The sequence below is a fragment of the Klebsiella sp. CN_Kp075 genome, from assembly GCF_040065055.2.
Taxonomy (GTDB): domain Bacteria; phylum Pseudomonadota; class Gammaproteobacteria; order Enterobacterales; family Enterobacteriaceae; genus Klebsiella; species Klebsiella aerogenes.
Window position 1 is genome coordinate 2075970 of sequence record NZ_CM198050.1, and the last position, 22326, is coordinate 2098295.

Genomic DNA, 22326 nt, shown 5'->3' on the forward strand with positions numbered 1-22326 from the left:
GATATGAGTACTACAGATAGCATTGTATCCAGCCAGACAAAAGAGTCGTCCTGGCGCAAATCGGACACCACCTGGACCCTGGGCTTATTCGGCACCGCCATTGGCGCCGGGGTATTATTCTTCCCGATCCGCGCCGGTTTCGGCGGCCTGATCCCCATCTTACTGATGTTAGTGCTGGCCTACCCGATCGCCTTCTATTGCCATCGGGCGCTGGCCCGGCTGTGCCTTTCCGGCTCAAATCCTTCCGGCAACATCACTGAAACGGTAGAGGAGCACTTTGGTAAAACCGGCGGGGTGGTGATTACTTTCCTTTATTTCTTCGCGATTTGCCCGCTGCTGTGGATTTACGGCGTGACGATCACCAATACCTTTATGACCTTCTGGGAAAACCAGCTGCAGCTGCCGGCGCTGAACCGCGGTTTTGTCGCGCTGTTCCTGCTGCTGCTGATGGCGTTTGTCATCTGGTTCGGTAAAGATCTGATGGTGAAGGTAATGAGCTATCTGGTATGGCCGTTTATCGCCAGCCTGGTGCTGATTTCTCTGTCGCTGATCCCTTACTGGAACTCCGCGGTTATCGATCAGGTGAATTTAAGCGAGATCTCGCTGACCGGTCACGATGGTATTCTGGTGACCGTCTGGCTGGGTATTTCGATTATGGTGTTCTCGTTTAACTTCTCGCCAATTGTCTCTTCATTCGTGGTTTCCAAGCGCGAAGAGTATGAAAAAGACTTTGGTCGCGAGTTCACCGAGCGCAAATGTTCACAGATTATCTCTCGCGCCAGCATGCTGATGGTGGCCGTGGTAATGTTCTTCGCCTTCAGCTGCCTGTTTACCCTGTCGCCGCAGAATATGGCGGATGCCAAAGCGCAGAATATCCCGGTGCTCTCGTACCTGGCGAACCACTTCGCCTCGCTGTCCGGCACCAAATCCACCTTTGCCACGGTGCTTGAATATGGCGCGTCAATCATCGCGCTGGTGGCGATTTTCAAATCCTTCTTCGGACACTACCTCGGCACGCTGGAAGGCCTGAACGGTCTGGTGCTGAAGTTTGGTTACAAAGGCGATAAAACCCGCGTTTCCAGCGGCAAGCTCAACACCATCAGCATGATTTTTATCATGGGCTCAACGTGGATTGTCGCCTACGCCAACCCGAACATTCTCGACCTGATTGAAGCGATGGGCGCGCCGATTATTGCCTCGCTGCTGTGCCTGCTGCCGATGTACGCCATCCGTAAAGCGCCATCGTTGGCGAAATATCGCGGCCGCCTGGACAACGTCTTCGTCACGGTAATCGGTCTGCTGACCATTCTGAACATCGTTTACAAACTGTTTTAATTAAGCTCAGGACGAGCGGAGTGATGACATGAATGAATATCCGGTAGTACTGGTCATTAACTGCGGCTCGTCTTCAATTAAATTTTCAGTACTTGATGCCGCCAGCTGTGAAGTATTAATGGCTGGTATTGCAGATGGCATTAATTCTGAAGATGCGTTCCTGTCAATAAATGGGGGAGAGCCGGCTAAGCTGGCTCACCGCAGCTATGAAGGCGCATTGAAGGCGATCGCATTTGAATTAGAAAAGCGTGATTTAATGGATAGCGTGGCGTTAATTGGCCACCGTATCGCGCACGGCGGCAGCATATTTACCGAATCGGCGATAATTACCGATGAAGTTATCGACAATATTCGCCAGGTGTCGCCGCTGGCGCCGCTGCATAATTACGCCAATCTCAGCGGTATTGAATCAGCTCAGCAGTTATTCCCGGGCGTACAGCAGGTAGCGGTCTTTGATACCAGCTTTCATCAGACGCTGGCGCCAGAAGCATTTCTTTACGGCCTGCCGTGGGACTATTACCAGCGACTGGGCGTGCGCCGCTATGGTTTCCACGGCACCTCGCACCGTTATGTGACTCAGCGCGCGCTGGCGTTGCTTGATTTACCCGAGCAGGATAGCGGGCTGGTCATTGCTCATCTTGGCAACGGGGCGTCGATTTGCGCGGTACGCAACGGCCGCAGCGTGGATACCTCGATGGGCATGACGCCGTTGGAAGGCCTGATGATGGGCACCCGCAGCGGGGATGTCGATTTTGGCGCGATGGCGTGGATCGCCGGCGAAACTAACCAGACGCTCAGCGATCTGGAGCGCGTGGTGAATAAGGAGTCCGGCCTGCTGGGGATATCCGGATTGTCATCCGACCTGCGGGTGCTGGAAAAAGCCTGGCATGAGGGGCATGAACGCGCGCGGTTGGCGATTAAAACCTTTGTGCATCGTATTGCCCGCCACATTGCCGGCCATGCCGCCTCGCTACGCCGCCTTGACGCGATTATTTTTACCGGCGGTATCGGCGAAAATTCGGTATTAATCCGCCAACTGGTGATTGAGCATTTAGCGGTATTCGGCGTCAGCCTGAATGATGCGCTAAATAAACAACCCAACTCCGCCGGCGAACGCATTATTTCTTCCCGCGAGGCACGAGTGATATCTGCAGTCATACCCACCAATGAAGAGAAGATGATTGCGCTCGATGCTATTCATTTAGGCAAAATTAATGCATCCCTGGAATTTGCTTAATTACGTTGTGGTCCTGTAGAGAGATTATTTTCATGAAGGTAAATATCGATACCAGCGATATGCTGTACGCCGAAGCATGGCACGGATTTAAAGGTACGGACTGGAAAGAAGAAATTAATGTCCGTGATTTTATTCAGCACAACTATACGCCATATACCGGAGATGAATCATTCCTTGCTGAGGCGACGCCGGCGACGACCGCGCTGTGGCAAAAAGTCATGGCCGGCATTCGCGTAGAGAACGCCACCCACGCGCCGGTTGATTTTGATACTAATATCGCCACCACCATTACCGCTCACGATGCCGGCTATATTGAGCAATCGCTGGAAAAAATAGTCGGCTTGCAAACGGATAAACCGCTCAAGCGCGCGCTGCATCCGTTTGGCGGCATTAAAATGATTAAAAGCTCGTTTGATGCCTATGGCCGGGAAATGGATAGCCAGTTTGAATATCTGTTCACCGAGCTGCGTAAAACCCACAATCAGGGGGTATTTGACGCTTATTCGCCGGATATGCTGCGCTGCCGTAAATCCGGCGTGCTGACCGGTCTGCCGGATGGCTATGGCCGCGGGCGTATCATTGGCGACTACCGCCGCGTGGCGCTATACGGCATCCGCTATCTGGTGCGTGAACGTGAACTGCAGTTTGCCGATCTGCAGGCAACGCTGGAGCGCGGGCAGGATCTGGAAGCCACTATTCGTCTGCGTGAAGAGCTGGCGGAACACCGCCGCGCGTTGCTGCAAATGCAGGAGATGGCGGCGAAATACGGCTGCGATATCTCCCGCCCGGCGCGCAACGCTCAGGAAGCGGTACAGTGGTTGTACTTCGCCTATCTGGCGGCGGTGAAATCGCAAAACGGCGGCGCGATGTCGCTGGGGCGTACCGCCTCTTTCCTCGATATCTATATCGAGCGCGACTTCCACGCCGGGATCCTCAATGAACAACAGGCCCAGGAACTGATCGACCATTTCATTATGAAGATCCGCATGGTGCGTTTCCTGCGTACGCCGGAATTCGACACGCTGTTCTCCGGCGATCCTATCTGGGCAACCGAAGTGATTGGCGGGATGGGGCTGGATGGCCGCACGCTGGTGACTAAAAACTCCTTCCGCTATCTGCATACGCTGCACACCATGGGCCCGGCGCCGGAACCCAACCTTACCGTATTGTGGTCGGAAGCGCTGCCGATTGCCTTTAAGAAATATGCCGCCCAGGTCTCGATCGTCACTTCCTCGCTGCAGTATGAAAACGATGACCTGATGCGCGCCGATTTCAACAGTGATGATTACGCTATTGCCTGCTGCGTCAGCCCGATGGTCATCGGCAAACAGATGCAGTTCTTCGGCGCGCGCGCCAACCTCGCCAAAACGCTGCTGTACGCAATCAATGGCGGGGTGGATGAGAAACTCAAAATCCAGGTCGGGCTGAAAACCGCGCCGCTGATGGATGAGGTGCTGGATTACGACAAAGTGATGGCCAGCCTCGATCATTTTATGGATTGGCTGGCGGTGCAGTACATCAGCGCGCTGAACATCATTCATTACATGCACGATAAATATAGTTATGAAGCCTCGCTGATGGCGCTGCACGACCGCGACGTATACCGCACTATGGCCTGCGGGATTGCCGGGCTGTCGGTGGCGGCGGATTCGCTTTCGGCTATTAAGCACGCGAAGGTGAAACCCATCCGCGACGACAGCGGCCTGGCGATCGATTTTGAGATTGAAGGCGATTATCCCCAGTACGGCAATAACGATCAGCGCGTCGATAGTATTGCCTGCGATCTCGTTGAACGCTTTATGAAGAAAATTAAGGTGTTGCCGACGTACCGTAACGCGGTGCCCACGCAGTCGATCCTGACGATTACCTCAAACGTGGTGTACGGCCAGAAAACCGGTAATACCCCGGATGGCCGCCGCGCCGGTACGCCGTTTGCGCCGGGGGCCAACCCGATGCATGGCCGCGATCGCAAAGGGGCGGTCGCTTCGTTGACTTCCGTGGCTAAGCTGCCGTTCACCTACGCGAAGGATGGAATCTCTTATACCTTCTCGATCGTCCCGGCGGCGTTAGGCAAAGAGGCGAGCGTCCGGCAAACCAACCTTGTCGGTCTGCTCGATGGCTACTTCCACCACGAAGAACGGATCGAGGGCGGCCAGCATCTGAACGTCAACGTGATGAACCGCGAGATGCTGCTGGACGCCATAGCTCATCCGGAAAATTATCCGAACCTGACCATCCGCGTCTCTGGCTATGCGGTGCGCTTTAATGCGCTAACCCACGAACAGCAGCAGGATGTCATTTCGCGAACCTTCACCCAGGCGCTGTAACGCAACGGGGCGACGATAATGGTCGCCCCATTTTTATCATGGGTGTGAAACCTGGTCTTCACTGCACGGTAAACCGAGGTGTAGATATGATTAGCGCTTTCGATATTTTCAAAATTGGTATTGGTCCTTCGAGCTCTCATACGGTGGGGCCGATGAATGCAGGAAAAAGTTTTATCACCGAGCTGGCGACCCGCGGCGACCTGACGCAGACTACGCGCATTGTCGTCGATCTGTACGGTTCGCTATCGCTGACCGGCAAAGGGCATGCAACCGATGTCGCCATTATCATGGGGCTGGCGGGAAATAGTCCGCAGGATGTCGATATTGACGCCATCCCGGCTTTCATTCAGCAGGTGACCGCGAGCGGCCGTCTGCCGGTGGCGAAGGGGAGTCGGCAGGTTGATTTCCCGCTGCCGGAGAGCATCGTATTTCATGATAGCGCGCTGGCCCGCCATGAGAACGGTATGCGCATCAGCGCCTGGGATCATCAGCAGCCGCTACTCAGCAAAACCTATTACTCAATTGGCGGCGGATTTATCGTTGAGGAATCGCGTTTTGGCCAGACTCACGATATCGCAACGCCCGTCCCCTTTGATTTCCGTTCCGCCCATCAACTGCTTCAGCTGTGCGAACACAATGGCCTTTCCATCTCTGGCCTGATGATGCAAAACGAGCTGGCGCTGCGCGATAAGGGGCAAATCGATGCTGGCTTCGCCGCCATTTACGCGGTGATGCGTAACGGTATTGAGCGGGGAATGAATACCGAGGGCGTGCTGCCGGGGCCGCTCAACGTGCCGCGGCGGGCGGCGGCGCTGCGCCGACAGCTGGTGGCCAGCGATAGTCTGTCCCGCGATCCGATGAACGTCATCGACTGGATCAATATGTTTGCGCTGGCGGTGAGCGAAGAAAATGCCGCCGGTGGCCGGGTCGTCACCGCGCCTACCAATGGCGCATGCGGGATTATTCCCGCGGTTATGGCCTATTACGACAAGTTTCGCCGCCCGGTCAATGCCAACTCGATTGCCCGCTATCTGCTGGCTGCGGCGGCTATCGGTTCACTGTATAAGATGAATGCCTCTATATCTGGCGCAGAAGTTGGCTGTCAGGGCGAAATTGGCGTGGCCTGCTCTATGGCGGCGGCTGGGCTGACGGAGCTCCTTGGCGGCAGCCCGGCGCAGGTATGCAACGCCGCGGAAATCGCCATGGAACATAACCTCGGTCTGACCTGCGATCCGGTGGCCGGGCAGGTGCAAATCCCCTGCATCGAACGCAATGCCATCAATGCGGTGAAGGCGGTTAACGCCGCGCGGATGGCGCTCCGCCGAACCAGCGAGCCGCGGGTTTGTCTCGACAAGGTCATTGAGACAATGTATGAAACCGGTAAAGACATGAACGATAAATATCGCGAAACCTCACGCGGCGGGCTGGCGATAAAAGTGATTTGCGACTGACGAATCAGAAAGGACTGGGCTGGCGCGCCGCTATCGCTTCACCGCTGACCGGATGGTGAAAATGCAGTTCGCTGGCGTGGAGCATCAGGCGTGAGGCCTGATGTGACGCCAGCCCTCCGTAGAGATCGCAGCCGAGAATCGGATAGCCGAGATGCTGGCAGTGGATGCGTAGCTGATGGGTGCGTCCGGTTTCCGGTAGCAATCGTACGCGAGTTACCGCCAGCGAACCATCGGCTGTTGACAACCATTCCCGTGATAGCACCTGAAAGCACGAGCGCGCCGGTTTACCGTTACGCACGCTAATCGCCATTCGTGGAAACAGCGCCGGATCTTTAGCAATCGGCGCGTCTATCACCCCTTCATCTTCCTCTGGATGCCCACACAACAGGGCGTGATAAACCTTGCTTACCGCCCGCTGGCTGAACTGCTGACACAGCGCGGCGTTTATCGCTTTGTTACGCGCCACCACCATAAGGCCGGAAGTCCCGAAATCGAGCCGATGAACCAGCGAGCACCCAGGAAAATTCTGCACCAGGCGGTGATGGACCGAATCCAGGTTCTGCGGGTTCTTACCCGATAGGCTGAGCAGACCGCTGGGTTTGTCGATCAATAACAAATGTTCGTCCTCGTAGAGGATCTTAATCTGCGCGGAACAAGGTGGGGCGATGAAGGTATCAATTACGGTAGACATGGGCAGGCGCTGCTTAAGGGTGAGGGCGGATGATAGCGAATCTCTGTCTGGAAGGCGACCCGGAATCTACGCTCCGGAACGGAAGACTTTTTAGCGAATAACGATAACAAAGTATGCAACCCCTTTGCAGAGACGAGTGGGGTGTGATACATAATTGTTATGTTATAACATACGAAATAAAGTAATATGTCCAAGGTCGATACTGAAATACTTCGCATCAATACGCTGCATCTGACAGCCAAAAGGGGGGCCGTGATACTCGACGGTATTCATTTCTCGCTCCGAGCCGGGGAAAAGCTGGCGGTTATTGGACCTAACGGCAGCGGTAAGTCGAGCCTATTAAGAGCCATTATTGGCGAACTCTGTCCGGATAAAGGGACGCTGTACTGGCAGGGGCGTCCACTACGGCAACTGTCGCCGGAAGCGCGCGCGCGGAATATTGCCTTCCTGTCGCAAAACGATATCCCCGATTTGCGTCTGACGGTGGAAGAGTATGTTCAATTGGGGCGTTTACCGTATCGCGAATCACCGTCCTCGGCGCAGGGACGTCGCATCGTGGAGAGCGTTATTAGTGATACGGATCTGAAACCTTTACGCCATCGCCAGTTGGGCGACCTCTCCGGCGGTCAGCGCCAGCGCGCCGCGCTCGCCCGCGCGCTGGCGCAATCGCCCACATTATTACTGCTGGATGAGCCGACTAATCACCTCGATCCGCTGGCGAGAACCGAGTTACTTGCCCTGGTAAAACGCGCAGAGGTTGCGGTGATTGCGGTGTTACACGACCTTGCCGCGGCTGAAGCCTTTGCCGACCGGATGCTGGTTCTCCACCATGGCAAGCAGATGATTTGCGACGTACCCGAGGCTGCGCTGCACCCCAGCGTGAGCTATCCGGTTTTTGGCATGACCAGTTTTCGCGTGGCGCATCCCGTTAGCGGTAAAGCGCTGCGCATTTTTGAAGTTCCTCATCGCGCTTAATGAACTCGAGTAAATATGAACAAACTTTTAACTACTTTATTGCTGCTGTTAAGTAGCCCGTTGGCGCTGGCTAATCAATTTCCCGTCACCGTGGATAGCTGCGGTAAGCCCATCACCTTTAATCAACCCCCGCAGCGCGCGGTGATTAACGATCTTAATATGGCGGAAATGGCCTTCGCGCTCGATCTCCAGCAGCGGATTGTGGGGCTAACCGGCATCACCGGCTGGTACAAACTTACGCCGGAGTTCAAAGCGGCAATGGGGGCCATCCCCGAGCTGGCGCCTAAATATCCGGCGCTGGAAACGCTGCTGGCGGTTCGGCCGGACTTTTTCTTCGCCGGCTGGAACTACGGCATGAAAATCGGCGGCGATGTGACGCCGCAGACGCTGGCGCCATATGGGATTAACACCCTGGTACTCAGTGAAAGCTGCGTCCAGGCCGGCGGGCGCGGGAAGAAAGCTGATATGAGTTTGCTGTACAACGATGAACTCAAGTTGGGCAAGATTTTTGGCAAGCAACAACAGGCAGAAGCGCTGGTGGAAGGATGGAAGCGTCGCCTGGCGCATCTGCCTGCCAGGGCAGCGAATACGCAGCCGCTGCGGGTCTTTGTCTATGACTCCGGCGAAGATAAACCTTTTACCAGCGGCAAGTACGGGATGCCGACGGCCATTATCGAGGCGGCCGGGGGACGCAACGTGATGGATACTCTGGACGCGAACTGGACAACGACGAGCTGGGAGGCGGTGGCGGCCAGAGAACCACAGGTGATTATTCTGCTCGATTACCAAACCGGCACGGGAACCGAGGCGCTGCAGCGCATACTGGAATCCCATCCCCTGATGAAACAGACCCCCGCTGTCCGGCAGCAGCGTTATCTAAAGTTGCAGTATGCTGAATTGACTCCGGGGCCGGCGAATATTGCGGCAGTTGAGAAGCTGGTGCATCTCTTATATGCCACGGACGTGAAATGAAGCCGTCAGTGCAACGTTTTGTTCTATGGACGGCGCTGGCATCCGTCGTTTTATGCGCCTTGATGATTTCGAGCCTGCGGTTGGGGAGTGTGGAACTCTCATGGCGACAGGTGGTATCAGCGTTAGGGCTATCATCGGCTCCCATTCCCGAAATTTTGAAAACTATCATCATTGACTTACGCCTACCACGGAGCCTGCTGGCGGCGTTGACCGGCGCAGGACTGGCGATCGCCGGCTTGCTGTTACAGACTACGACACGTAACGAACTGGCCGATCCATTCTTGTTCGGTCTCTCTTCAGGCGCTTCCGCCGGCGCGGTGCTGGTGATCACCCGTTTCGGCGAGATACTGGGGGCGTTTACGCTGCCGGTCTCGGCCTTCATCGGCGGGATATTATCCGCGCTGGCGGTGATGATGTTGTTTCGCGTCAACCAGCTAAGGCGAGCGGAACAGTTAATTATCTGCGGCCTGGCGGTGTCGTTTCTTTTCAGCGCGCTGACCAGCTATCTGGTCTTTTCCGGCGATCAGCGAGCGGCCGGTTCGTTGCTATTCTGGTCATTGGGCGGTCTGGGACTGGCGCGATGGGACAACTTGTTCATTCCGTTATTGAGCCTGGCGTTGTTGAGCGGATTTACCCTGATTCGCTGGCGGGCGTTGGATGCGCTGCTGGCGGGTGAGCAGACGGCCTGCTCGCTGGGCGTCGACGTGGAGCGGCTGAGAAGCGAAACCTTTCTCTGCTGCGCGTTGGCTACCGCTTTGCTGGTCTCTTTAACCGGGGTCATTGGTTTTGTCGGCCTGATGGTGCCTTATCTGGCGCGTCGGGTCGTGGGCGTCAGGCACCGAATGGCCGTGCCAATGTGCGCTCTGCTGGGCGCGATATTGCTCATTGGCGGCGATATACTTAGCCGAAGCCTGATAGCGAATCAAGAATTACCGATTGGTATTATTACTGCCGGGCTTGGCGGCGCGTTTATTGTTAGTCTGCTGATGCGGGCAACACGATAAGCCGGGTCAAGGCTAATAAAACCCATTAATTGCGCGCAATTAATGGGTTTTATTATTTGAATGAATGTTATTCGCCGAATATAAAAATATTCTCCGCCGTTGAAGAGGTGACTTTTCTGGCTGGTGCGCATTTGGGGGAGATAGAATGTTTGTAAATAATTCGCCAGAAATATAATTGAGCCGAAAATTCTTTCAGGTCAATATTGTTGCGGCATAGCGGTAAGTGATGATTTATATCAATGGAATAGGCATCATTGGCGCATGCCCCGTTAGTCAGTGAGTTTTTGGTTTAATTCCCTACTAAAAACACATGAACCCACGCGATATATTGTAATATTGCGATTGCTAGTTATTTTGTTTGTTATTTCTATAGTGAATATTCTTGATATCAATCTAAATATGGTTCATTAATCTGGGTGGCTGACGGTAACTAGTGATTCATTCTGATGTGGTTCGGATATATAAGGGATGTAATGAACAACGCCTTCCCAGGTGAGCGACTCAATACCCGTATTCATTCACAATTGTCACTGCATATCGAAATTGAACCGAGGGCCGTCGAGCTGACGCTTAAACTTCTGGCCGTTAGTCGTTTCGATAATATTAAAGCCCACCCAATATTCGTTCAAGAAAAAATAAATACCAATAACAATAATTCAATTTTTTCTCTTTCGGAGCGCCGTTCGCCCGTGAGTTAGCAAGGTGAAATGAAATCTGGGGTTTAAGAACGTCTTATTGAAGAAGCAAAAGTAACGCACAGGAGGTGCGATGAAAACATTACGACCACTGTGGGGCAGGGGTCAGATGATCTCCCCACAACATTTTCAACAACAGGTGAACCAGGCGGCCTGGCAAAGCGAATGTATTGCCCGTCTGGGAGTAATGAATCCCTGGGGCGTCATCCGCGTCGAATTTGACGCCGCCCTGCTAAAGCAAGGGACACTGAAAGCCAGTCACCTGTACGTGCGCTTTCCTGACGGCACGCTTATCGACAGCGATAACGCTGATGCGCTTCCTGCGGTAATGGTATTGCCGCAGGAGGACTGCCGTGAATTAACCGTGGTGCTGGCGCTGCCTCATGAGAATGAAAACGGCGGCAACTGCCTGCAGATGGAAGAGCGCGCAGAGCGGCCGGTACGTTGGCGTCTGGCCTGGCGAGAAGTGCGCAACAGATATGGCGAAGACAGTCGACAAATTGCGGTGCTGCTTGCGCAACTAACGCTGCGCGCTGCGGATGACGATAACGGCGATTATCAAACCGTCGCCCTCGCCAGACTACGTCGCGACAGTCAGAACTGTTGGTCGCTGGATGAGCACTTTATCCCGCCGCTGCTGAAAGTGTTGGCCAGCCACTGGCTTTACGAACAAACAGAACAGCTGACGAATCAGCTGCGCGCGCGCCTGCAGCGCCTGATGGCGATGCGCCGGGAGAGCAACGCCAGGATGGCGGATTTTGCGGTAGCGGATGTATCACTGTTCTGGCTACTGAACGCGCTCAACAGCGCGGAGCCGGTGTTGAGCCATTTTCTACGCCATCCACAGGTACATCCGGAACGGCTGTATGAAGCGCTGGCCAGCCTGGCGGGCAGTCTGCTGACCTTCTCCCTTGACCATACTACGGCGGATATTCCGCCTTATCGCCATCAGGCGCTGACAGAAGTCTTTCCACCGTTGTTCAAATTACTCGGCGTACTGCTCGAAGCCAGCCTGCCATCCAGGGTCGTGGCGATTGAAATGACGCACGATGACCGGCGTAAGCGCTGGCATGCCCGTCTGCACGATCCAAGGTTGCGCGAAGAGGCCGATTTTTATCTCTCGGTGCGTTCCGCGCTACCTGCGGCGCAGCTGCTGGAGCAATTTCCGCAACAGTGTAAAGCCGGTAGCCCCGATGAGGTTGACCGGGTGGTCAACGGTTCGCAGCCGGGTATTCCGCTAAAGGCCATGAGCCATGTTCCCGCCGCCATCCCGCTGCGCCTGGAAAATCAGTATTTCACCCTTGATATGACTCATCCGGCGGCGCAGGCGATGCTGGCGGAAGGGAGTTGCGTCTTTTATGTGCCCGGCCTGCTGGGCGACCCTGAACTCGAACTGTATGCGGTGCTGCGCTCATGACTCAGGATCTCAATATTGATGCTCTGCTGGCGGATAGCTGGCTTACGGTGACGGAACTGCGTCTCGGCGCCAAACTGGCCGAGGGGGAGGGGAAACTCCTCTGGCAGCGTTGTGTAAACAACATTGAACAGGTGATGGCGCAGCTTGTGGCCGCGGATGTCAGTGAGGCGAACCGCCAGCATATCCTTTATAGCTGGTGCGCGCTGCTGGATGAAACCGCCAAAGGCCGCAAAGAGGAAGATGACGCCAGTATCACCTGGTACGATCGACCGCTGGAGGTCAAATATTTTGGCGGCATGGAAGCCGGGGATGCGCTCTATGAGCGCATCCGCCAGGTGCTGCGCGAACCGGCGCCGGATCTAGCCGTACTGACCTGTTTTCATCGGGTGCTGGCGCTGGGGTTTAAGGGCCGGTATAGCCTTAATGACCCGGCGCGCGCAGCGCTTGTCAGCACGCTCGGCGAGCGTGTACCGCCGTTTGCGAGCGACCCGCATCAGCCGATACTGGCGGCGCTCTCCGGGCGCAACGGCATGGCTGACTGGCTGCGCCGTTGGCCTATCTGCATTGGATTGTCGCTGGCGGCGGTGGCCGCGCTGTGGCTGGGGTTGAACTACTGGCTGGATGGTCTGGTAGCGGCTTTGCAACTGGGGAGCGGGCAATGAACGCGCGCTATCAGCGCCTGTTATGGTTGTGGGCGGGGCTGCTGGTAGTGCTGCTGAGCCTGCTGTTTCTGCCGTTAACCACCGGCGGCCGGTTGCTGGCTGTTGGGTTGACGGTGGCGGGCGTAGCGGCCGGAGTGGTCTACGTCGAGCGGCAACGACGCGGGCGACCAGAGGATGCCGACTGGATGGTTGAGCTACCGCCGGCGCCTTACCGACTGCCGGTTGTGCTGGTCTGCGGCGACACCGCGGACTGGCCGGGAGAAAGCGCGGTTTATCCTACCTCACAAGGTTGCTGGCTGAGAGTCACCACCGCCGCGTTACAGCAGACGGTGCGTTATTTGCAGCGTGAGCGGCCGGCGCTCATCGCGCAACTGGCAGTGATGTTCTGCGTGCAGCCGCAACAACATGATGATGACGCGGCGCTGACGGCCCGGCTTCGCGAGTTGCGCTGGCAGCTTGCTCAGGTGCGGCGTGATACCCGCCGGGCGATACCGTTACTGCTGAACAGCACCCTGTCCGGCGCATCGCTGGAGCCGTTATGGCAGACTGCGCGTGCCGGAGAGATGACGCAGGTGTGGCCCTCTGACGGCGTGCCGTGCAGCAGCGCAAGCTGGCTGATGCAGGCTGATGGCGCTCATCGCCTGGCGGCGCTGGTGAGGATGAATGCGTTTGCCCGCTTTACGCAGCAGATGGCGTTGAGCGCGTTGACTGCGGCAACCGACGATGTTCCCCCGATTGCTCCGGCAGTCGTGCTGTATCATTTCACGCCTGCCGGGGCGCCTGTCGTGGCGGATAACCTATGGCAGCGCTGGCTGTCTGGTCATACCGCCCTCAACTCACTACCGGGCTGGTTGCCGGAAATGACTTCAGAAGCGCGGACATTGCCTGATTTCATTTTGCCAATACTACCGCTGGGCGGTGGCATCACGCCGAAAAACCGTGCTCTGCGGCGGGCATTCTGCCTGTTCTCCCTCGCGGCCATGATCGCGCTGTGCTGCAGCGCATGGAACAACCATCAACTCCTTCAGCGGATCGGCTTTGATGTTCAGCGCTATGAACGGACGGCGATGGACGACCATGCAGCAAAAGCCCGCGCCGTACAGATTTTACGTCAGGATGCGGCGCAACTGGACGCCTTCGCGCGTGATGGCGCGCCGCTGGCGCTGGGGCTCGGGCTATATCGCGGCGAGCGTCTGCGTCAGACGGTACTGGAAACGATTCGCTCCTACGTCCCCCCGCCACCGCCGAAAGCGGTAGAAAAAATCGTGCCGAAAATTATCCGCCTCGACAGCATGTCACTTTTCGATACCGGCAAGTGGACGCTGAAACCGGGCTCCACCAAGCTGCTGGTGAACTCGCTGCTGGGGATAAAGGCCAGGCCAGGTTGGCTTATCGTCATCGCCGGGCATACCGACAGCGTGGGTGATGATAAATCCAACCAGACACTCTCTCTGAAGCGTGCCGAATCGGTGCGCAACTGGATGCGCGACACCGGTGACGTGCCGGAAAGTTGTTTTGCGGTACAGGGTTATGGCGAAAGCCGACCTATCGCCAGCAACGAGGCGCAGCAAGGCCGGGCGCTGAACCGCCGGGTCGAAATTAGCCTGGTGCCGCAGGCCGATGCCTGCCGGGTGGCGACCAACTCCGCCTCATCCCCGGCGGATGGTGCTTTCTAAACCGACTATCTCATCAATCTCCGTGCGGGCAGGTTTTCCTGTCCGTCGTTTTTGTTGCCGGGGACCGGGGTCAACACAATCTGCCCAACCTTGTGCGCTTTTGGGCTCCTCATCAACAGGAAACAGCGACGGGCGGTAGCGTGGCTGAAAGTGATGGAAGGGAGATAAAGAAAATGGTGTTTGATAAGGGAAAATAAACCATGAGTGACATAAAGCCTTTGTTTTTCAACCACAGTCATCATCTTTTACAGGTGCATGGTTGTAACTCCTCGCTGGATGTTCTGTGCTTCGAAGGCGAGGAAAACTTAAGCGAGCCTTTCCGCTATACCATTGAATTTACCAGCAGCGATCGCGCCATCACCCCGCAGCAGATGTTGCTGCAAAACACCTCGCTGACCTTGCAGGCGCCGGTTGACCAGGGATTTGGCATTAAGATCCAGCAACCGGTGCGCGTGCTGCAGGGGACGATCACCACTTTTGAACGGATTTCCACCTCAAAGGAGGAAACGCGTTACGCCTTGACGTTACAGCCGCGTCTGGCGTTACTGTCGAAGAGCCATCAGAATCGAATTTACCAGGACATGTCGGTGCCGCAGATTGTGGAGCACATTCTCAGAACCCGTCACCACATGCGCGGGGAAGATTTTGTATTTCGACTGGCGCATGAATATCCGCGCCGTGAACAGGTGATGCAGTACGGCGAGGACGATCTGACTTTTATCTCCCGGCTGTTGGGCGAGGTGGGGATCTGGTTTCGCTTCACCGCAGATACCCGGCTAAATATTGATGTGGCGGAGTTCTTCGACGACCAGCAACACTACGAGGCGGGGCTGATGTTGCCCTCGGTCGCCCCGTCAGGGCAGCATGATGGCGGCAGCGAGTCGGTGTGGGATTTGCAGAGCCGACACCACGTGGTTGAGCGTTCGGTCTTCACCCGTGACTACAACTATCGTAACGCGCCCGAGGACATGAATCTCAACATCAATGTCAGCCGCGGCGATAGTACCACCTATGGTGAAGCCTATCACTGGGCGGACAACTATCTGGCGCCGGGTAATCGCTACCAGCATACGCCGGACCCGGAGAGCGGGGCCTTTTATGCCCGTATTCGCCATGAGCGCTACCTGAACCAGCAGACGCGGCTGAGCGGGGAAACAAACTGCGCGACATTGGCTCCCGGCCAACTGCTAAAAGTGAACGGCGGCGAGGAGGTGACGGAGGTCTGGCGCCGGGGCGTGGCGATCACCGCTATTCACTGTCGCGCCCGCCGCGATCGCAGCTTCGAAGTGACGTTTCAGGCCATTCCCAGTGTAGAAACCTATTGCTTTCGCCCGGCAATCATCAGCAAACCCAAGATGGCCGGGACGTTGCCAGCGCGCGTCACCAGCACCAAAATCAACGATCTCTACGGCCATATCGATCGCGACGGACGTTATCGGGTGAACTTATTATTCGACCGCGATCGCTGGCAGCCGGGTGAGGAAAGCCTGTGGGTGCGGCAGGCACGCCCTTACGCCGGTGAAACTTTTGGCCTGCATCTGCCGTTGTTAGCGGGAACCGAAGTGGCGATCGCTTTTGAGCAGGGGGATCCGGATCGGCCCTACATCGCCGGCGCGCTGCACGATTCCACGCACCAGGACCATGTGACGCTTTACAACTACAAGCGCAACGTGCTGCGCACGCCAGCGAACAACAAAATTCGCCTCGATGATACCCGAGGTAAAGAGCACGTTAAGGTCAGCACCGAATATGGCGGCAAGAGCCAACTGAACCTCGGCCATCTGGTGGATCATCAGAACACGCCGCGGGGAGAAGGGTTTGAGTTACGCACCGACAGCTACGGCGCGATCCGCGCAGGCAAAGGGATATTTATCACCGCTGACGAACAGCTGAAAGCGATGGGGGCGGTCGCGGAAATGGAGCCCGCCAGTAAATTGCTCAGCGCCGCCGCAGTTCAGCTCAACGACTGGCAGGAGATTGCCCGCACCCACTACAACATCCCACCGGATATCAGCACGTTAAAGCAGTTCGTCGGCAAAGCCGTCAATCTGGCGAGCCCCGTCCTGCTGATGAGCGCGCCGAAGGGCATCGGCATCGTGACGGCGGAAACGACGCTGTTGCAGAGTGGTAAAGGACTGTATCTGCAAAGCGCCAGCGATATTGCGCTGGCCAGCGGTAATCGTTTGTCGGTGAATACCAAAAACGCTATCTCACTGCTTTCCCACCGCGAAGGGATGCGTATGGTATCGGTGAAAGGCCCGCTGGAGATAGAGTCGCACGGCGATACTCTGGCGCTCACTTCACTGAAAGATATTACCGTTCAGTCAACGCAGGGTCATCTGCAGCTTACCGCGAAAAATGGTATCACCCTGGGCTGCGGCGGCGGCTACATTCGTCTGACTCCGCAGGGGGAAATCCACCTTCATAGCCCGAGCCTGCTCAGTTTTAAGGGCACACATAAGATGCAAGGGCCCGCCGGCGAGACATTTCCGCTTCCCGACCTTCCCACATCGATTTGTAAAGATTGCCTGATTCATGCGCAAGAACTGGCTCAGACCTTTGTTCCGCGTGCCGCCTGACAATCGCTTATTGATATAACTTACCCGGAGGAACAGACCTTGAAACCCATTATTCGGCAGGGTGATAGCTTGCGTGAGCATGGCGGTACGGTGATCGGCGGCCATTACCTCTGTTTTGGTAAAGGTATCGCCTGTAAAGGCGACCAAGTGAGCTGCAATAAACATGGCCTGACGGTCATAGCCGAAGGAAGCTCGCTGTATGAAGTGGATGGTGCTCCGGTGGCTCTTGAGGGGCATCGTTGCGCCTGCGGCTGTACGCTGGTGAGTTCACGCCCTGATTGCGAAGTCGCGCTATGAGACAGCTCACCGACTATCTGCCTTACAAAACCGCCACGCCACCCCACAACGGACGGTGGTTGTCCTTTGGCGCGGGGCTGACGTTTATCAGCGGAGGAGGCGCGGCGTTAATGCCTGCCGAAGCGCGTGGAGGGGCGTTAATTGCCGTCGCGATCGTTAGCGCCGTGCTTTTGGTCTTCATCATCTGGATGCTGCGTCTGCTTTATTACCGCCTGTCGGTCCACTACACCCAGTACTACCAGCGGTTGATCGATCTCGATCATCAAACGTGGTGGGCCCGGCATCAATATAGCGTAGGGCTGGTGGAAACGGTGCTGCTGGGGCCGGTGGGGTGTGAGCCCGAGCACTGGCAGACGCTGCTGAAGCGAGAACATCAGGCGCCAAAAGAGAAACTGGAGGCCGGTGCGCGGGCGCTGCGGCTGATCCACTCGGACATCGTTGATATCGACCTGCGCGAACAACAGCTGGCCCGGATGCTGGTGCGGCAATGGTTGGCGCAGCGAGGCGATCATCAATTTCCCTGCCTGAGCGGCTGTTACTGGCAGGGCAGCGAACCGGCATGGCGAGAATTTTGCGCCGAGCTGCGAAAGCGCTATCCCACCGCTCAGTTGCCGCATATGGCGGAACCCTGGCAAGGTGAGGCCAGCTTATCGGAGATTACCGCACGAATGAATGTGGCTGGCGACGCATGTTTCATTCTGGTGGCAGGGTGCCAGTCGGTAGCGGCGACGGCTGATACCGCAAGACCGGCGGGTGAATCCGCCGTGCTGTGGTTACTGGCCCGGGAGGGGGAGGCGCGACTGACCCGCGGCGAGGTTTATGAAGGCGCCGCGGTGGAAAATATCCAGCAGGTCTGTCAGCGGGCGATGCAGCAAAGCGGGGCCGAACGTCCGCCCGATCCCTGTATCGCATTTACACAGCCGCAAATCCCGGAACTGGCGCAAAGCGGCTGGAACAGCAACCAACTACTGCAGGATGAAAACTGGGGAGAGACAGGGCAGATGGAGCAGCTCATCACCATCGCGCTGGCGGCGATATTTGCCCGCCGCTTTCACCAGTCTTGCGGCTGGATCGCCCGCGATCCGCGTCATGCCCTCTCTCTGGGCATCGTCACCGCAGCCGTGCCGGCACCGCAACCTCAAGATAAGAAGGAATGAACATGTCGTTAATGAATCAGGAATGGACTAGCAAGCTGGAACAATTTGCCCGAAAGCTCGCGCTGCGCGACGTCTATCTCATTGCCGATCAAGGTGTTTTAAGCAATCCGTTGTTGGATGGCTTAAATAGACTTTCTCCTCCGGTGCAGTGGTTCTCGCTCTATCAGGGGCAACCGGAAGAGCCGCTGCTGGAGATGGCGCCTTTATTGATGCGGCTTGAGCTAGCTTGCTGGCAGCATCGTCAGTGGCTCGCCGATCTGATCGCCGCATTTTCCTACAAGCCGGGTCTGCTGATCTTTCTCTCACCGCTAAGTTTTTCAACGCTCGCCGCCCACCTGCGCAATCTGGCCGATGGCGCCTGGGAAGACCGTTCTGGCCTGGTGCGCTATTACGATACCCGCATGTTCCCCTTGCTGATGCGGCATGTGCTCACTGAAGAACAAAAAGCGTGGTTTTTAGAACCGGTTTATCTCTGGAGCTACCGCGATAGAGACAACAAGATCTGCTGGCTGGAAGGCGAGTGTTCGCCAGTTCAGGCAACGATCCCGGAGGCGATCAAGATTAATTTCAGCGATGAGCAAATAATGAAACTGGATGTCGCTATCGATGCCCAGCGATTTACGGTTTCTGAAAAATTCTGCACCTTTTTTACGACTCAGGAGGACAAATTTAATACCCTTTGGCAGCTCGGCTGGCAGGCGCATCAGCAGAATTTTATCGGTGATTTAGCTTCCTGGTTCGAAAGTCACTTTGAGGAATGAAACATCCTCCCTTTTGATAATCAATAGGCGATTATCAGTTCTGTATGGACACATCAATGATAAAGCATATTCGTATTTTGCCCGGCGGGCTGAAGGTGCTGGCCGCCGCTTTTCTCTGCCTGCTGACGGCCTGCCGCGATCATAGTCGCGACGGCATGAGCGCCGCCGACATAACGTTGTTAAACCACGGCCCGGATGCCATCGTTTCGGTGCAGGTGAATGGTTACGGCGGGCCAAGGGCCAATTCCTACGGCGGCGGCGGCGGCTTCTGCTGTGTGATGGTGCCTGATGTCTGGCGCCCGGGGCTGACGGCAAAAATCACCTGGACTTCCGATCCTAATTCATGGATGAAATCGAGTGAGATGCCCGATGATTATGAAACTCACTATCAGCGCCATGGGCCGATTATTGTACCTATTGAACGTTGGGAAAAGGGACAGGCCTGTGGCTTTGATGTGCATATTTTCCCCTGCGATAAGGTGCGGATAGTCCGTTCCTGTCATATGCGTGATTCCCCTGAATACCCAGTACAACCTGAACCTGACGAAGAAAAAAAAGCAGATAGCGTTATTTTCAAACATATCAAGGAGGAAGTTGTATGTCCGACACCGCAGACTCCACGCTGAATGCTCTGAAGGCGCTTATTGCGGCTTTTCAGACCGGTGCCACTCCGGTCGCGGTCAAAACCTCCACCGCAGAAGCGGCCAGCCTACCGCCAAAGTTTCCCGGGCCGGATGATAAAAAGGGGAAAACGTCAGCGGATAACTCCACGCAGCAGAAAACCGAATACAACGAGCGCGGGCGCCTGCCTGCGAGCAGAACGCAGACCGAAGGCAATTACGCCAGGCAGTACCTGGAGGGGTATGTTAAAGAGTCAGAACATCCCTCGGACAAAAAAACGGAGCCGGGCTGCCCGGCCAGCCTGCATATCAGCCTGTTCTTTGACGGTACCTGTTGTAATGAAGAGGGAGCCGATGAGGTATACGGTTCGCGTAATCCGCCGCTGACCAATATTGGCCGCCTTTACCATGCAGCCAACTGGACAACTCAGACATCGCCTGCGGAAGCGGACGGTTACTTCAGCTACTACTTTCCCGGCTGCGGAGCGCGCTTTCCGGAGATTGGCGAAGAGCACTACTCGCTGGACGGCGAGCTGTTTGCCAACGGCGGTGAGGACCGTATCAACCAGGCGCTGCTTAAAACCTACAGCAGCATCTGCTATGCGGTGAACAAAACCGCGATCAAAGACAGCGAACTGACCAGATATCGGCAAAGTATGGCCACCGTCTGGCCCTTCTCACGGCTGACCCAGAAGTTCAACCGTAAAAGCGCGCTTGACAAATTCTGCGACGACCATCTGGGTACCGTGGTCAACCAGTGGCCGCGGCAGCCGACGCGGCTGCATATCCAGCGTTCGCAGCGGCGCATCGCCAAAATCAAGCTGTTTGTCTACGGCTACTGCCGGGGGGCCGCCACCGCCCGCGCCTTCGCCCGCGGGCTGGAGTCGCTGCTCGATGACGCTAAAATGCCGCTCGATGCGACAAATATGCTGCCGGCGGGAACGGTGGTGCCAGGCGGCCCGACCCTGCTGGGCATCCCCATCAGTATCGAGTTTATGGGGCTGCTGGATACGGTCTCCGCGGTTGGCGTGCCGCATATCCTGCCGTCGGCCACCGGGCATCTGGGCTGGGCGGCCAACAGCCTGCGGCTGCCGACCACCAAAGGCTTCTTAAAAAGCTGCCACCACTTTGTCGCCGGTCACGAGCAGCATGGCGACCTGCCGCTGGACTCTATCCGCGGTCCGGACGGTAAATACCCGGCCGGAGCGGTGGAGGTGGTCTACCCCGGGATGTATGCCGATGTCGGCGGCGACTGTAAGCCCACGGAACTCGGCAAAGTGCAGACCGATGCCGCCAGCCTGCTGTCAAAGATTGTGCTGCACGATATGTATGCCGCCGCCTTTGATGCCGGGGCGCCGCTGAGCGTACCCGAGGAGGTATTGCCCGGCGGCGCCAAAGGCAAAAAGTATCGGGTAATGAGTAATGCCGTTATAAAACAATTCAAAATCTCCGCCCAGGCCATCGCCCTGTTTAACGCCTGGCAGCAGGCCGGGGCGCAGCAGGCGGGGGCGAAGAGCGAAACGCCGGCCGTCAACGAAGCAGAGGTGGTGGCCATCGCCGTGGCCCAGGGCCGGGATCCGGTTGCCGCGCTGAAGGCGGCTCACGACAAGGCGGATGGCGATAAGGCGAAAGCTGCGGCCGCCGCCGCGAAGCCGCCGGAGAACGGCCCGCTGGGCAAACTGCCGGATCCGGTGTATGTGCCGCTGAAGGCCAAAGCGCTGGAGGTGATGCTGGCGGACCAGCTGAGCTGGATCACCGCCTGGCGCACCGAGCGCTTTGCCAGCCCGCAATATGCCGATAAGTATTATCAGCGTAAGCCTTTTTATCAGCAGGCGCTGAATGAATCGTCCGGCGCGCTGCCGTCGGCGGCGGCGCCCGCGGAAAGCGAAGGGCCGCGTGAAGTGCCGTTTATCGATAAGGATCGGCTGGACCGCGCGGCGTGGGGCTATGACTTTGCCCATACCGGTATCGTGGCGCTGCTGGCTCAGGTGCTGCTGGATGTGATCCCCACCACGCAGACCAACCAGCTTGGCGGTCCGCTGGTGGCGGCGCAGGAGTCGGAATATATCCAGATCAAGAAAAGCGGCGATGCCCGGCGGGCGGCGCTGATGGGCTCGCCGACGATGCTGGATTTTTATGATAACTACGTGCATGACACGCTGGCCAAATATAATCATGATCCGCTGCACTCCTCGTTTTCCCACGGTTATTTTGCGTCGCGGACGATTTACGATAACGATGATGATACGTGGGATTCGGTGAAACAATTTGGCCAGCGGGTAAAAGCGATTATAGATATTAATGTCGGCGATATATTAGTGCAGGCGAGAACGGATATGAAAGATCTGAATACGGTATCGGGCGTGCTGGGTAAAATATATCGCGATATAAAAAGCGAGGCTTTTAAAATACTGCTGCCTTAATTCGTTATCGCCATATTCATTATATCCGCTAAGTATCCTTAATAACG

General features: G+C 56.5%; 18 protein-coding genes. 17 read left to right on the plus strand and 1 reads right to left on the minus strand.

What is annotated here, in order from left to right:
- Positions 1 to 3: 3 nt before the first annotated feature.
- From tdcC to tdcG, 4 genes are all read left to right on the plus strand, one after another.
- Positions 4 to 1335 (plus strand): threonine/serine transporter TdcC, encoded by a 1332-nt coding sequence (gene tdcC / locus ABLV78_RS09945; RefSeq protein WP_045390456.1) that lies wholly within the window; start codon positions 4 to 6, stop codon positions 1333 to 1335.
- A gap of 28 nt (positions 1336 to 1363) precedes the next feature.
- Positions 1364 to 2572: a propionate kinase gene (gene tdcD, locus ABLV78_RS09950; RefSeq protein ID WP_047045230.1), complete on the plus strand. Its 1209-nt coding sequence runs from the start codon at positions 1364 to 1366 to the stop codon at positions 2570 to 2572.
- A 32-nt stretch (positions 2573 to 2604) separates the two neighbouring features.
- Entirely contained in the window at positions 2605 to 4899 is a 2295-nt protein-coding gene (pflB, locus tag ABLV78_RS09955; protein WP_047045227.1) for a formate C-acetyltransferase, read from the plus strand.
- 86 nt (positions 4900 to 4985) lie between these two features.
- On the plus strand, positions 4986 to 6350 hold the full coding sequence (gene tdcG / locus ABLV78_RS09960; RefSeq protein ID WP_047045224.1) for an L-serine ammonia-lyase: 1365 nt from the start codon (positions 4986 to 4988) through the stop codon (positions 6348 to 6350).
- Between the two features lie 4 nt (positions 6351 to 6354).
- Here tdcG and ABLV78_RS09965 read toward each other — a convergent pair whose 3' ends face one another.
- The gene (locus ABLV78_RS09965; RefSeq protein ID WP_047045221.1) at positions 6355 to 7041 is read right to left on the minus strand and encodes an RluA family pseudouridine synthase; all 687 of its coding nucleotides are present in this window, start codon (positions 7039 to 7041) and stop codon (positions 6355 to 6357) included.
- A gap of 186 nt (positions 7042 to 7227) precedes the next feature.
- On the opposite strand from ABLV78_RS09965, the gene ABLV78_RS09970 reads away from it, so the two are divergent.
- The 13 genes from ABLV78_RS09970 (at position 7228) to ABLV78_RS10030 (ending at position 22279) form a co-directional block, all read left to right on the plus strand.
- Positions 7228 to 8016, plus strand: coding sequence for an ABC transporter ATP-binding protein (locus tag ABLV78_RS09970; protein WP_226473747.1), 789 nt, complete (start codon positions 7228 to 7230; stop codon positions 8014 to 8016).
- A gap of 15 nt (positions 8017 to 8031) precedes the next feature.
- On the plus strand, positions 8032 to 8988 hold the full coding sequence (locus tag ABLV78_RS09975) for an ABC transporter substrate-binding protein (RefSeq protein ID WP_047045218.1): 957 nt from the start codon (positions 8032 to 8034) through the stop codon (positions 8986 to 8988).
- Positions 8985 to 9992: a FecCD family ABC transporter permease gene (locus tag ABLV78_RS09980; RefSeq protein WP_047045215.1), complete on the plus strand. Its 1008-nt coding sequence runs from the start codon at positions 8985 to 8987 to the stop codon at positions 9990 to 9992. The genes ABLV78_RS09975 and ABLV78_RS09980 overlap by 4 nt, the downstream gene beginning before the upstream one ends.
- A gap of 473 nt (positions 9993 to 10465) precedes the next feature.
- A complete protein-coding gene (locus ABLV78_RS09985) occupies positions 10466 to 10690 on the plus strand; it encodes a hypothetical protein (protein ID WP_227505020.1) in 225 nt (74 codons plus the stop codon).
- 70 nt (positions 10691 to 10760) lie between these two features.
- Positions 10761 to 12104 (plus strand): type VI secretion system baseplate subunit TssK, encoded by a 1344-nt coding sequence (gene tssK, locus ABLV78_RS09990; RefSeq protein WP_047045212.1) that lies wholly within the window; start codon positions 10761 to 10763, stop codon positions 12102 to 12104.
- Positions 12101 to 12766 (plus strand): type VI secretion system protein TssL, short form, encoded by a 666-nt coding sequence (gene tssL, locus ABLV78_RS09995; protein WP_047045208.1) that lies wholly within the window; start codon positions 12101 to 12103, stop codon positions 12764 to 12766. The genes tssK and tssL overlap by 4 nt, the downstream gene beginning before the upstream one ends.
- Positions 12763 to 14442, plus strand: a complete 1680-nt coding sequence (locus tag ABLV78_RS10000; protein WP_047045205.1) for an OmpA family protein — start codon at positions 12763 to 12765, stop codon at positions 14440 to 14442. The genes tssL and ABLV78_RS10000 overlap by 4 nt, the downstream gene beginning before the upstream one ends.
- A 200-nt stretch (positions 14443 to 14642) precedes the next feature.
- Positions 14643 to 17021 (plus strand): type VI secretion system Vgr family protein, encoded by a 2379-nt coding sequence (locus ABLV78_RS10005; protein ID WP_047045202.1) that lies wholly within the window; start codon positions 14643 to 14645, stop codon positions 17019 to 17021.
- A 39-nt stretch (positions 17022 to 17060) separates the two neighbouring features.
- Positions 17061 to 17318: a PAAR domain-containing protein gene (locus tag ABLV78_RS10010; RefSeq protein WP_047045199.1), complete on the plus strand. Its 258-nt coding sequence runs from the start codon at positions 17061 to 17063 to the stop codon at positions 17316 to 17318.
- Positions 17315 to 18475 (plus strand): KPHS_23130 family T6SS system protein, encoded by a 1161-nt coding sequence (locus tag ABLV78_RS10015; RefSeq protein WP_047045196.1) that lies wholly within the window; start codon positions 17315 to 17317, stop codon positions 18473 to 18475. Before ABLV78_RS10010 ends, ABLV78_RS10015 begins: the two co-directional genes overlap by 4 nt.
- Positions 18476 to 18477: 2 nt before the next feature.
- Positions 18478 to 19236, plus strand: a complete 759-nt coding sequence (gene tla1 / locus ABLV78_RS10020) for a toxin Tle1 chaperone Tla1 (protein WP_047045193.1) — start codon at positions 18478 to 18480, stop codon at positions 19234 to 19236.
- 56 nt (positions 19237 to 19292) lie between these two features.
- Positions 19293 to 19862 carry a Tli1a family immunity protein gene (gene tli1a, locus ABLV78_RS10025; RefSeq protein ID WP_047045190.1) on the plus strand — a complete coding sequence of 190 codons (570 nt, stop codon included), beginning with the start codon at positions 19293 to 19295 and terminating at the stop codon, positions 19860 to 19862.
- Positions 19835 to 22279 (plus strand): Tle1 family T6SS lipase effector, encoded by a 2445-nt coding sequence (locus tag ABLV78_RS10030; protein ID WP_088389871.1) that lies wholly within the window; start codon positions 19835 to 19837, stop codon positions 22277 to 22279. The genes tli1a and ABLV78_RS10030 overlap by 28 nt, the downstream gene beginning before the upstream one ends.
- Positions 22280 to 22326: the final 47 nt, after the last annotated feature.